The following is an 11849-nucleotide window of genomic DNA, read 5'->3' as shown; positions in this document are numbered from 1 at the left end:
CATGATAAAATTGGCTCCTTCCATATTATCGGCAGACTTTTCTCAATTAAAAGATGCAGTACAAATACTGGATAAAGGGGGAGCACACCTTGTTCATATTGATGTGATGGATGGACATTTTGTGCCTAATATAACTTTAGGACCCCCTGTCATCAAAAGTTTAAGAAAACATACGAAGCTTCCGTTTGATGTTCACTTAATGATCTCCAATCCGGATCAGTATTTGGAGAGCTTTCATGAAGCAGGGGCTGATATCTTGACTGTTCATGCTGAAGCATGCACACATCTTCATAGAACCGTTCAACAGATTAAGAAATTAGGAATGAAAGCAGGCGTTGCTTTAAATCCGGCAACAGATTTAAGTGTCTTAAAATATATACTCCCTGATATAGATATGGTTCTTATTATGACTGTTAATCCTGGATTTGGGGGACAAACATTCATTCCTCAATGTTTAGATAAAATTAGAGAATTGTCTAAGTATATTCAAGAAAATCAGTTGCCTGTAGAAATAGAAATAGATGGAGGAGCCAATTTAGATAATGCAGAAGAAATTATTAAAGCAGGAACAAATATTTTAGTAGCCGGCTCAGCAGTCTATGATACACCTAATCCTGTTGAAACGATACAAGAATTTATAAAAGTATTTAGTAAATTTGGAGAGTAATAATGAATATATTAATTTTGGCCGGCGGAGAAATAAAAGATTATTTATTTTATAAAAAATACGTTGATGAGGCTGATTTTATTATTTGTGCAGACCGAGGAATGGAACACGCAAGAATATTAAATTTAACTCCAGATCTCATTATTGGAGATTTTGATTCAGCTTCTGAGGAAACTATATTATTCTTTAAAGATCAGAATGTTCCTTTTGAGACCTTTCCTTCAGAAAAAGATAAAACAGATACTGAAATTGCTTTGGAATATGCAATTGCAAAAAGACCTTCTCATATATGGATTGTTGGCGGAATAGGAACTCGCTTTGACCATACCTTGGGAAATGTTCATTTGCTTTATTCAGCGCTAAAGCAAAATGTAGCAGCAACACTTATAAATGAGCATAATCAAATTTACTTAACAGATCGGGAAGTAATAATCTATGGGAATAAAAATGATATTGTATCTTTAATACCTTTTACGATGGAAGTAAAGGGAGTATGTACTGAGGGACTTTATTATACACTTAAAGATGCAACATTAGTTGCTGGCAGCTCCTATGGTATAAGTAACGTAATGCTTTCTTCAAAAGCCCGTATAAGGCTCCAATCTGGATTGTTGTTAATCATTCAGGCCAAGGACAATTAAAAAACGGACTCGACAGATCATATGTTGAGTCCGTTTTGCTTTGCACACATTAAAAATATATGGAATAGACTATAATAAGCAATATTATTGATTAAGGAGAAGGAAATGAAAAAAAGAGTATTGGGGCTAATATTTATTGCAATGGGAATTGGCATGCTTCTTGTTTTTCTTCTTCCTGGGACTACATTTATTATTATTTTGTCTATAATACTTATTTTGCTAGGTTATATTTTTTTATCATAAAATTTTAACGGAGGTGGAAGAAGTGAAAATCATGGTAGTCAAAATGCCAAAATTTCTTGGTTCCATATTAAAAAAATTATGCGGTATAAAATCTAGTTAAGATAAGAATGGGATTGAGCGTTTTTTGAAATAAGAAGACTAGCTTCTTTATGGGTTTTCTATGCAATAAAAAAACAAAGTTCTAAAAAGAACTTTGTTTTTTTAATTTGCACGAACAACTGCATTAGAACGTAAGCATCTTGTACATACATTTAATGTCTTATTTGCTCCATTCACTACAGCTTTTACTCTTTTAATATTTGGTTTCCATTGTTTATTGGATCTTCTATGAGAGTGGCTCACTTGAATACCAAAGTGAATACCTTTTTGACAGATATCGCATTTTGCCATCACACAACACCTCCTTTGAATTCCATCACCGTGACACAACAAAACTATTTTATCAGATACTATATCATAATGCAAGGGAAAATATATTTTTATTATATATTTATTATTGACAATTTTATTTTGAAAAACTAGAAAAGATGATATAATATATAATAGCATACTCTATAGTGATATTGTGATGAAAAAATGATGATGCAGGAGGTTACGCTATGGTTGGTAGTTTAATGAATGAATATGGAAATATATTTATAGAAGAGGAAGTCATTGCGCGTATTGCCGGATTAACAGCAATGGAATGCTATGGAATCGTAGGAATGGCAACAAAAAACGTTACTGATGGCTTAGTACAGTTGTTAAGAAAAGAGAGCCTCACTAAAGGTATTAAGGTATATATTAACGAAAATGGTGTAACAATTGATTTTCATATTATCGTTGAATACGGTACTAAGATTTCTGCTGTGGCAGACAATTTAATTAATACCGTTAAATATAAAGTTGAAGAATTTATTGGACTAAAAGTAGAAAAAATCAATATATTTGTCGAAGGTGTTCGAGTAGACAATTAATGGATACAAAGGAGGCAGCAAAGTGAGTATTTTATCTATAGATGGTTCTACGCTAAAAAGAATGATCATAGCAGGAGCAAATTATTTAGAACAAAACAAGCAAATTGTAGATGAATTGAACGTCTTCCCAGTTCCAGATGGAGATACAGGAACAAATATGTCTCTAACGGTATTAGCGGCAGCCAGAGAAGTTGAAAAGTCTGATTCAAATGATGTATTTGAAATTGCAAAGGCAGCCGCTTCTGGTTCTTTAAGAGGTGCAAGAGGTAATTCAGGAGTTATTTTATCCCAACTTTTTAGGGGTTTTTCTAAAGGACTTCAAACTCATAGTACCATAGACACTGTTGCCTTGGCAGAGGCTTTTGAAGAAGGCGTTAAAACTGCTTATAAGGCAGTTATGAAACCAAAAGAAGGCACAATTTTAACTGTGGCCAGAGAAGCAACTGAAAAAGCATTGCAATTATCATTGGAAACAGATAATATAGAAGAATTTTTGAAAGAAGTACTTTCCTACGCCCATACTGTTTTGAAAAAAACGCCAGACATGCTTCCGGTTTTAAAACAAGCAGGAGTAGTTGATGCAGGAGGAAGAGGGCTTCTTTACATTATCGAAGGTGCTTTAAAAGCTCTAAGCAGCAAAGAGGATATTCATTTGGAGGAAAGTGTTTCTGCAGGAATCAGTAAAGGTTCTTACAGTGCTTTGTCTACCATAAGTAATGAAGATATTACATTCGGTTATTGTACAGAGTTTATTATTAATCGTTCCGAAAATAATCCGTCACAAATTAGTGAACTAAGAGAATTCTTGAATTCAATCGGTGACTCCATAGTAGTCGTTGAGGACGATGAGGTGATCAAAGTACATGTACATACAGACCACCCGGGACAAGCGATTGAAAAAGGATTGACTTTTGGTTCATTAACGAATATGAAAATTGATAATATGCGCGAACAGCATAGTAATAAAGTTATAGTTGAAGAAATCAAAGAATCAAAACCTCAAGAAAAGAAACCAATAGGTTTTATAGCTGTTTCAATCGGTGAAGGCATTCAGGAGATTTTTAAAGGTCTAGGTGTTGACTATATTATTCAGGGTGGGCAAACTATGAACCCTAGTACAGAAGACATTTTAACTGCTGTTGAAAAGGTAAATGCAGAAAAAGTAATTATACTTCCTAATAATAAAAATATTATTTTAGCTGCAGAACAAGCTCAACAATTGTCTAAAGACAAAGAAATTTTTGTTGTCCCCTCTAAAACGATTCCTCAGGGAATAGCTGCGATGATTGGATATGAGCCTGATCATTCGATCGAAGAAACTTTAGAATCCATGAATGAGAGTATGTCTTATGTTAAGACTGGCCAAATTACTTTTGCAGTCAGAGATACCGTTATTGGGGATCGAGAGATTAAAAAGGGAAATATACTTGGAATGGATGAAGGAAATATTGAAGTAGTTTCTGATAACTTAGAAGAAGCAGTATATGAATTGATTGATAAAATTGTGGACGAAGACAGTGAAATCGTAAGTATATACTATGGAGAAGATGTTAAAGAAGAAGAGGCCATTAAAGCTAAAGAATATATTGAAGAAAATTATCCTGATTGTGAAGTAGAAGTGCATTTTGGTGGTCAACCTCTTTACTATTATATTTTTTCAGTTGAATAATAGATGATCTAAGCAGAGGTTACATTTTAAAATTTATACTGTATAAAAGGCTAGAGATTTATATTCATTTCTTTAGCCTTTTCTTAATGAAAGGAGTTTTTTATGAATCTTTCAGATCCTGTAGAATCTATAAAGGGAGTGGGAGAACAGACCTTAAAAAAGCTTAATAAATTAAATATATATACAGTTGGTGATCTTTTATATCATTTTCCAAGAGAATATGAAGACAGATCTAAAATAAGAAAAATTAGTGAAATTGAATATAATGAAGTGAATACAATATTAGCTAAAATAGGTACACTGCCTCAAAACCTTAAAAAAGGTCGTCAAATTCTTACAAAAGTCAATTTAAGAGATGATAGCGGCAGTTTATTTGCTGTTTGGTTTGGACAACCTTATTTGAAAAAGCAGTTTCAATTAAATGATACCTATCTTTTCTCTGGAAAAGTGACGTTTAAATATGGTCAAATTCAAATGGAATCACCAGATTATGAGAAGGTGGCAGAGGATCAAAATATTTTTGCAAGGCCCATTATTCCTATTTATCCCAGCACATATAAGTTATCTCAAAAGATAATAAGACAGCTCATTCGTAATGCATTGGATGAAACTCAAAATCAGTTGATAGAATTTTTACCTTTATGGATTCGTAAAAAATACCAATTAGCTGACTACAATTATTCGATGAACAATATACACTTTCCAGAATCTGATCAAAGTTATTTTATTGCCAGAAACCGTTTAGTTTTTGAAGAACTTTTTTTGCTTCAGATGGGTCTCATGAGTATTAAAAATCAAATGGATCAAAAAAGAAAAGGTATTGCTTTTAAATCCATAAGTGAATTAGGTGAATTTATCAGGAGTTTGCCGTTTGAACTCACCAGTGCTCAAAAAAGAGTAGTTGAAGAAATAAAAAAAGATATGATCAGTGAAAAGGTAATGAATCGACTGGTACAAGGAGATGTTGGCTCAGGGAAAACCATAGTTGCTGCAATTGCCTTGTTCATAGCTGTTAAAAATAATTACCAAGGGGTTATGATGGCGCCTACGGAAGTTCTGGCAACACAGCATTACCAAGGTTTGGCACCTATCTTAAATCAATTTAATATCAGAACAGGTTTGCTTACAGGTTCTCTCACAAAAAAGCAAAAAGAAAATATTTTAAAGCAAATCAAAGAGGGAGAAATTGATATTGTTTTTGGAACCCATGCCCTTATTCAAGAAAATGTTGCGTTTAAAGCATTGGGATTAGTGATTACAGATGAGCAGCATCGTTTTGGTGTAAGACAAAGAACAATACTTTCAGAAAAAGGAAGCAATCCGGATGTTCTTGTGATGACAGCCACTCCAATTCCAAGAACTTTAGCCCTTATACTGTATGGTGACTTAGATATTTCTATTATTGATGAATTGCCTCCCGGAAGGCAAAAAATTGATACATACAGTGTGAACTCTTCTTACAGACATCGGGTTTACCAGTTCATCAAGAAAGAATTGATGAGTGGAAGACAGGCATATATCATTTGTCCCATGGTTGAAGAATCTGATGATCAAGAACTTCAGTCAGTTATTTCGTACACAGATCAAATAAAACATGAGTTTGAAGAATATAATATAAGTTATTTGCACGGCAAAATGAAACCTAAAGAAAAGCAAAAAGTAATGGAAGAATTTTTAAAAGGAGAAATACACATATTGGTATCCACCACAGTAATCGAAGTTGGCGTCAATGTACCCAATGCAACCATCATGCTCATTGAAAATGCGGAACGATTTGGACTGGCACAGCTTCATCAGCTGCGAGGGAGAGTTGGTAGAGGTCAATTTAAATCTTATTGTATTTTAATAACAGATTCTAAAAGTAAAGTTACAATGGAACGTATGAAAGTCATGAAAAAGACGAATAATGGATTTGAAATTTCAGAAACCGATTTAAAAATCAGGGGACCAGGAGAATTTTTTGGGACAAGGCAACACGGGCTTCCGGATTTGAAAATTGCTAATTTATATAAAGATATTTCTATTTTAAAAAAAGCTCAGGAAGCATGTATTGAAGTATTAAATATGGATCCTAATTTGGAAAAGGAAGAACATCAATTATTAAAGAGCAGGATTCATCAACTTTTTTCTGAAAAAATAAAAGAGATATCCTTGTAATAGTTCTAAATTTTAACAATTATATTCGACAAAAAATTGCACATAATACTAGTGTACCACATATATTGGTACAACATCATCTCTAAATTTAAAAGGAGGATTATATCATGGCAAGCAGAAATAGAAAAGTAGTTCCTCAAGCAAGAGCAGCTTTAGATCAATTCAAATATGAAGTTGCAAATGAAATTGGAGTACCTTTAAAGCAAGGATATAATGGTGACTTAACAGCTGCTCAGGCTGGTTCTATCGGTGGATACATGGTTAAAAAAATGATTGAACAACAAGAACAACAAATGGCAGGTAGTACAACTCTTTAATCAATAAATTTAAGATAAAATATTGAAAAAGGAATGACATTTGTCATTCCTTTTTCAATATATACAATAAAAAATACACCGATTAATAAATAATCAGTGCATTTTAAGGGAGAGGAGAAATAAAAGAAGAATATTAAGGGGATTCAATAATATTATGTACATCATAATTGACATTTATTCAGTTTATTATAAAATTATAATTATAAGTAAAAATGATTTTTTTGTTGATATTTGTAAATCAAATCAACTACGATCAGTTGATTATTGGAGGGACCATATTGAGAGTTATTGCAGGCAGTGCGAAGGGACATAAGTTAAAAGTTCCAAAAGGATTCGAAACACGCCCTACGACAGATAAAATAAAAGAATCTTTATTTAATATTATTGCTCCCGATTTATTTGATTGCTCTTTTCTTGATTTATACAGCGGGACAGGTGCCATAGGGATTGAAGCCTTAAGTAGAGGAGCAAAAAAGGCTGTATTTATTGATAAATCTCCAGTATGTAAAAAAATAATTGAAGAAAATCTTTTACATACAAAATTAAATCATTTAGGAATCGTATATCAGTGCAGTGTAAATGCAGGATTAGATCTTTTAAAAGAGCGGAATGAATGCTTTGATATCATTTTTATGGATCCTCCTTACGCTGAAGATGTTATAGATGAGACAATAATGAAAATTGCTGATTATGGATTATTAAATGATTCAGGTTATATTATTATTGAACATGCATCAGAAAAAAGTATTTCAAATTTGGACAAGTTCCAATTATGGAAAGAAAAAAATTATAAGACTACTACAATGACATTCTTAAGATTGTTGGAGGACTAAATATGAAAATCGGAATCTATCCCGGTACTTTTGACCCAGTTACTTATGGACATCTTGATGTTATAAAAAGAGCTTCAAAAGTTGTCGATTATTTGATTGTTGGGGTACTGTGTAATGTCAGGAAGCAACCACTTTTGACTCTTGAAGAACGTATTCAGCTTTTAGAAAATGTAACAGATGATTTGCCCAATATTAGCATAGAATCTTTTTCAGGACTTTTGGTTGAATTTGCAAAACAAAAAAATGCCAATGTCATTATAAGGGGATTAAGAGCTGTTACTGACTTTGAATATGAGCTCCAATTGGCACAGGCAAACCAATATTTAAACAGTGATATTGAAACAATTTTTCTTGCAACCAATGTACAGTATTCATTTTTAAGTTCCAGTGTTGTTAAAGAAATTGCACGATTTGGTGGAAATGTCGATGCTTTAGTTCCACCGAAAGTTGCAGAATATTTGCGGACAAAATATATGTGAGGTGGGGGAATATGGATAGTATTTTACAATTATTAGATGTGATGGAGGATATTTTAGACAGCAGCAGTGCTGTTCCTTTTACAGGGAAAGTAATGGTAGATAAAGATGAACTTTTAGAAATTATTACAGATATCCGCTTAAAGTTGCCTAATGAAATTAAGCAATCCAAATGGGTCATCGAAGAAAGGAATAAAATTCTTATTGATGCTCAGAAAGAAGCAGAAAGTATCATGAAAGAAGCAGACGAAAGAATAGCTAAGTTAGTTGATGAAAATGAGATTACTAAGAGAGCTTATGAGCAGGCAGAAGAAATTATTGAACATGCTAAAGAAAATTCAAAGCAAATGCGTTTAGGCGCTATAGATTATGCAGATGAAATTTTGTCTTTAGTAGAAAATAACATTAAACAGGCTTTAGAAAAGATTCATAAGGAAACATCTGAATTAGAAAATTCTTTAGGCCAAACCATTAACACTATTTATGAAAATCGTCAGGAACTTAAAGGAAATACACAAAAGTAATTAGTAATGCGTGCGTTTATTGCACGCTTTTTTTCTTATAATAAAGTTTAGTATGATGAATAAAATACATAAACTGCTGCAAACGTAGGTCCAAGTTTGCAATAAAGGATTGTGCGGATGAAAGTATTGAAAAGTATTAAAAACTGAATAGGTTTGAAAATTTTTAATCTGGGGGTACAGAAGCATCGTATAGATCATAGCGAAAATGGCTTGGATGAATTTGGCCAAAGCATATACTGAAACATTGATATCTGAATGACTGATGACACTGACAGTTTGCATCAGGATGGATATACCTCCCCATGCTATGACTGAGTTGATTAAAATCAATTGTTGAATCAAGGGTGTAGAGGATGAACCCATCATATTTATTCCATTTGTTATTTCTATGATTGCAAGAATCCACCCATTTATTAAGCTTTTGTCAAAACCTAAAAATAAGAAAACCGGATGCAATAATTTGCTAAGCAAATCCATTATAGAAAAAATTTTTAACAATTCGGCCACTACAGAAAATAATATAATAAATCCCCCTATTTGAGTAACTAAATCCATAGAATGAATAATGCTTTCTTTTAAAATAAAACCTATTTTTTTAGATTGCATTTTTTGATCTTGAATAAGCTGTTCTATGGCTCTTTTAAAAAGATGTTTATAGCTATTGCTTTTACATGTAGCCTCTCTTTTGTAAAATCTAAACAAAAGACCTACTGAAAGAGAAGACAAATAATGGATTCCTAAAAGAAACATTCCTACCTCAGGATTGGACAACATCCCTACGGATACGGCTCCTAAGATAAACAGGGGGCCGCTGTTATTTGAAAAAGCAATTAGGCGTTGGGCCTCTACTTGAGTGATTTGTCCTTTAGCCCGTAAATCGGCTGTAATTTTAGCACCCACTGGATAGCCTGAGGTCAGCCCCATAATCCATGCAAAAGCTCCAACTCCCGGAACATTGAATAAAGGACGCATAATGGGCTCAAACAATACTCCAATAAAACGAACGATCCCTAATTCAATCAGCAAATAAGTACCTATCATAAAGGGAAATAAAGAAGGAAATACTGTATTAAACCACAGCAAGAGTCCTTTTTTTGAAGCATTAAATACTTCTTGAGGAAAAAGAATAATTCCTCCAACAGTAAAAATTACAATAGCAATAAAAAAAAGCTTAGACCTTTTTAAAGCATTTTTTGTAGATCCCATAGAATTTCCCCCATAGCATTTTCACATACTATAATAAATAAATATGTTAAACTTGTTTATATATATGTTTTTTTATTGCTCCAAAATAATTAATGGAGTAGAAAATTCCGTTCCAATTAATCTTTGGGAAGGATTAGGTGTATGAAGCCTGTATAGATCTGTAGCCATGGATTCTATTTCAAGCATTTTCTTAGGAAGTCCATCCAGTTTATAATAAGATTTTTTAAAATTTGAAACAACAGGAAGACTGGAGCGCTGTTTTAATTTTTTTAATAATGGACGTGCACTTTCCCTAAAGCCTAATATTCGTATGTATTGAGGGCCTCCGTTATTTTGAAATGTCCAGAAATCTTTGGAAGAGATTTGAAGAATAACATTCATTAGGGCTCTTTGAATTCTGGTCAGAGTATATCTTTTTGTTTTGACAGCTTTAGTGAGTTCACTGATTAAGAAATTGCCAGAAGCATATTCTATAATTCTATTTTCCAATCCCTCAGAGATTTCTCTAATACTACGTAAATTTTCCTGAGTTGTCGTTCTCAGTATATACTGAAGGTCTGGTGAAAAATCATCAAAGTAAATGGGGGCTGTCCCAGAATCTACAGTTCTCATAAATAAATCAAAACATTCTTTAGGCATAGCTTGACTTAAGTCATGAACAGATTCATTTTTAAAAGCATTTCTGATGGCTGTTGCCGATGCAATAGAAGACTCAATGTCTTTTGAATGATACGAAGCGCCTTTTCGCTGAATGGTGTAAGGTTTAATCGAGCTGCCCAGATTTTTGAGTGCCTTAATATATTCAATTCCTAAAATGTTATTCGGAGAGGTTAAGAATTCTTTTAATTCATCCTCACTTTTTTTAAGGGAATTATTTTGACTTAAAAGACTAAATAAAGCTTTGGTTCTTGCCGTTGGAAAAGGAAAGCCCTGAGACAAAAAGATCTTGAGATTTTTTTGAAAATCCTCAGATTCATCGTATAAAAAATTAGCTATTTGTGACAATAACATTAAATCTCCATGTTCACTTCCAAAGCAAATGGAATCTACAATGCCAGAATTATGAAGGATGGATACAGCGCCAAATGCAAAGAATTCTGCGCTGGCAGTTGCATATACAACCGGCAGTTCAATAACCAGGTCAGCACCACATATTAAAGCCATTTTGGTTCTGGTCCATTTATCAACGATTGCCGGTTCACCTCGTTGTACATAATTACCGCTCATAACTACAATGGTATATTGTGCCCCGGTAGCTTCTTTAGATTTTTGAAGATGGTATAAATGTCCATTATGAAAAGGATTATATTCAGTAATTAAGCCTACAATTTTCATTGAAATACTCCTCATTTTATTGTTTTTAATGTTTTTACTTATATTTTTATTATCTATGCATAATAACGCATGTCAATGGGGATGTAAAAACAAAAAAATGCTAAACTTTGCATAAGACTATTGTATACAATAAGCAAGTTGTTTATAATAGATAAAAGAATAATATTGAAAGGAGTAATATTGTGGACTTTTTACAATCTATTAAGCAAAAAGCAAAAGCTTGCAAAAAAACCATAGTTTTACCAGAATCGTTAGAAAGAAGGACTTTGGAAGCTGCTCAAATTATTTTACAAGAAGAATTAGCCAATATCATCTTAGTTGGAAATGAAGCAGCGATATTAGAAAAAGCAGAAGGCTTGAATATTTCTGGTGCAAACATTGTCGATCCAGAACATTATGATCGTATGAACGATTTTGTTGATACTTTAGTAGAATTAAGAAAAAGCAAAGGATTGACTAGAGAACAGGCCGAAAAACTTCTTAAAGATCCTCTTTATTTTGGAGTAATGATGGTTAAAAAAGGTATCGCCGATGGAATGGTAGCTGGTGCTGTGAACTCTACTGCTAATGTACTTAGACCATCTCTTCAAATATTAAAAACTGCTCCAAATACAAAATTAGTGTCTTCATTTTTTGTAATGGTTGTTCCTGATTGTGATTTTGGATCAAATGGTATATTTGTATTTAGTGATGCAGGACTTGTTCCTAATCCAAATGCTGAAGAGTTGGCTGTGGTGTTAGTATATTAGTGTAGACACAAAAAGCCGAACACCTTAAAATATAAAAAGGGAAGGAAGTGTCTACAATGGCAAAAGGGCAAAAGTA

The 11849-nt window shown here is 32.9% G+C and carries 14 protein-coding genes; 11 read left to right on the top strand and 3 right to left on the bottom strand.

Annotated elements, in window-relative coordinates:
* The first annotated feature begins 1 nt into the window (after position 1).
* From rpe to JOD07_RS06165, 3 genes are all read left to right on the top strand, one after another.
* Positions 2–667 (top strand): ribulose-phosphate 3-epimerase, encoded by a 666-nt coding sequence (gene rpe / locus JOD07_RS06175; RefSeq protein WP_158739109.1) that lies wholly within the window; start codon positions 2–4, stop codon positions 665–667.
* Between the two features lie 2 nt (positions 668–669).
* Positions 670–1308, top strand: a complete 639-nt coding sequence (locus JOD07_RS06170) for a thiamine diphosphokinase (protein WP_158739108.1) — start codon at positions 670–672, stop codon at positions 1306–1308.
* A gap of 105 nt (positions 1309–1413) precedes the next feature.
* Complete coding sequence (locus JOD07_RS06165; protein WP_180322427.1) at positions 1414–1551, top strand: hypothetical protein; 138 nt, start codon at positions 1414–1416, stop codon at positions 1549–1551.
* Positions 1552–1752: 201 nt separating this feature from the next.
* Here JOD07_RS06165 and rpmB read toward each other — a convergent pair whose 3' ends face one another.
* Positions 1753–1941, bottom strand: a complete 189-nt coding sequence (rpmB, locus tag JOD07_RS06160) for a 50S ribosomal protein L28 (protein ID WP_158739107.1) — start codon at positions 1939–1941, stop codon at positions 1753–1755.
* A gap of 209 nt (positions 1942–2150) precedes the next feature.
* Between rpmB and JOD07_RS06155 the strand changes: the two genes are divergently transcribed.
* From JOD07_RS06155 to JOD07_RS06125, 7 genes are all read left to right on the top strand, one after another.
* Complete coding sequence (locus JOD07_RS06155) at positions 2151–2507, top strand: Asp23/Gls24 family envelope stress response protein (RefSeq protein ID WP_158739106.1); 357 nt, start codon at positions 2151–2153, stop codon at positions 2505–2507.
* Between the two features lie 22 nt (positions 2508–2529).
* A complete protein-coding gene (locus JOD07_RS06150) occupies positions 2530–4176 on the top strand; it encodes a DAK2 domain-containing protein (protein WP_158739105.1) in 1647 nt (548 codons plus the stop codon).
* A gap of 102 nt (positions 4177–4278) precedes the next feature.
* Positions 4279–6333, top strand: coding sequence for an ATP-dependent DNA helicase RecG (gene recG / locus JOD07_RS06145; protein WP_158739104.1), 2055 nt, complete (start codon positions 4279–4281; stop codon positions 6331–6333).
* A 107-nt stretch (positions 6334–6440) separates the two neighbouring features.
* Positions 6441–6650, top strand: coding sequence for an alpha/beta-type small acid-soluble spore protein (locus JOD07_RS06140; RefSeq protein WP_158739103.1), 210 nt, complete (start codon positions 6441–6443; stop codon positions 6648–6650).
* Positions 6651–6928: 278 nt separating this feature from the next.
* The gene (gene rsmD, locus JOD07_RS06135; RefSeq protein WP_158739102.1) at positions 6929–7483 is read left to right on the top strand and encodes a 16S rRNA (guanine(966)-N(2))-methyltransferase RsmD; all 555 of its coding nucleotides are present in this window, start codon (positions 6929–6931) and stop codon (positions 7481–7483) included.
* Positions 7484–7485: 2 nt separating this feature from the next.
* Positions 7486–7962 carry a pantetheine-phosphate adenylyltransferase gene (gene coaD / locus JOD07_RS06130; RefSeq protein ID WP_158739101.1) on the top strand — a complete coding sequence of 159 codons (477 nt, stop codon included), beginning with the start codon at positions 7486–7488 and terminating at the stop codon, positions 7960–7962.
* Positions 7963–7973: 11 nt separating this feature from the next.
* A complete protein-coding gene (locus JOD07_RS06125) occupies positions 7974–8483 on the top strand; it encodes an ATPase (RefSeq protein WP_158739100.1) in 510 nt (169 codons plus the stop codon).
* Here JOD07_RS06125 and ylbJ read toward each other — a convergent pair whose 3' ends face one another.
* Together ylbJ and JOD07_RS06115 are read right to left on the bottom strand one after the other, a co-directional pair.
* On the bottom strand, positions 8484–9689 hold the full coding sequence (gene ylbJ / locus JOD07_RS06120; RefSeq protein ID WP_158739099.1) for a sporulation integral membrane protein YlbJ: 1206 nt from the start codon (positions 9687–9689) through the stop codon (positions 8484–8486).
* A gap of 72 nt (positions 9690–9761) precedes the next feature.
* Positions 9762–11024, bottom strand: coding sequence for a nucleotidyltransferase (locus JOD07_RS06115; protein WP_158739098.1), 1263 nt, complete (start codon positions 11022–11024; stop codon positions 9762–9764).
* 182 nt (positions 11025–11206) lie between these two features.
* On the opposite strand from JOD07_RS06115, the gene JOD07_RS06110 reads away from it, so the two are divergent.
* The gene (locus JOD07_RS06110; protein ID WP_204612864.1) at positions 11207–11773 is read left to right on the top strand and encodes a phosphate acyltransferase; all 567 of its coding nucleotides are present in this window, start codon (positions 11207–11209) and stop codon (positions 11771–11773) included.
* Positions 11774–11849: the final 76 nt, after the last annotated feature.

Origin of the sequence: Defluviitalea raffinosedens, assembly GCF_016908775.1 — a bacterium.
In the GTDB taxonomy this organism is placed as follows: Bacteria; Bacillota; Clostridia; order Lachnospirales; family Defluviitaleaceae; genus Defluviitalea; species Defluviitalea raffinosedens.
This window is presented reverse-complemented; position numbering and strand designations above follow the sequence as displayed.

What these genes read in the sequence shown, in the direction of transcription:
- rpe (WP_158739109.1), top strand. Translation starts at nt 2, where the DNA reads ATGATAAAATTGGCTCCTTCCATATTATCGGCAGACTTTTCTCAATTA.
- JOD07_RS06170 (WP_158739108.1), top strand. Translation starts at nt 670, where the DNA reads ATGAATATATTAATTTTGGCCGGCGGAGAAATAAAAGATTATTTATTT.
- JOD07_RS06165 (WP_180322427.1), top strand. Translation starts at nt 1,414, where the DNA reads ATGAAAAAAAGAGTATTGGGGCTAATATTTATTGCAATGGGAATTGGC.
- rpmB (WP_158739107.1), bottom strand. Translation starts at nt 1,941, where the DNA reads ATGGCAAAATGCGATATCTGTCAAAAAGGTATTCACTTTGGTATTCAA.
- JOD07_RS06155 (WP_158739106.1), top strand. Translation starts at nt 2,151, where the DNA reads ATGGTTGGTAGTTTAATGAATGAATATGGAAATATATTTATAGAAGAG.
- recG (WP_158739104.1), top strand. Translation starts at nt 4,279, where the DNA reads ATGAATCTTTCAGATCCTGTAGAATCTATAAAGGGAGTGGGAGAACAG.
- JOD07_RS06140 (WP_158739103.1), top strand. Translation starts at nt 6,441, where the DNA reads ATGGCAAGCAGAAATAGAAAAGTAGTTCCTCAAGCAAGAGCAGCTTTA.
- coaD (WP_158739101.1), top strand. Translation starts at nt 7,486, where the DNA reads ATGAAAATCGGAATCTATCCCGGTACTTTTGACCCAGTTACTTATGGA.
- JOD07_RS06125 (WP_158739100.1), top strand. Translation starts at nt 7,974, where the DNA reads ATGGATAGTATTTTACAATTATTAGATGTGATGGAGGATATTTTAGAC.
- ylbJ (WP_158739099.1), bottom strand. Translation starts at nt 9,689, where the DNA reads ATGGGATCTACAAAAAATGCTTTAAAAAGGTCTAAGCTTTTTTTTATT.
- JOD07_RS06115 (WP_158739098.1), bottom strand. Translation starts at nt 11,024, where the DNA reads ATGAAAATTGTAGGCTTAATTACTGAATATAATCCTTTTCATAATGGA.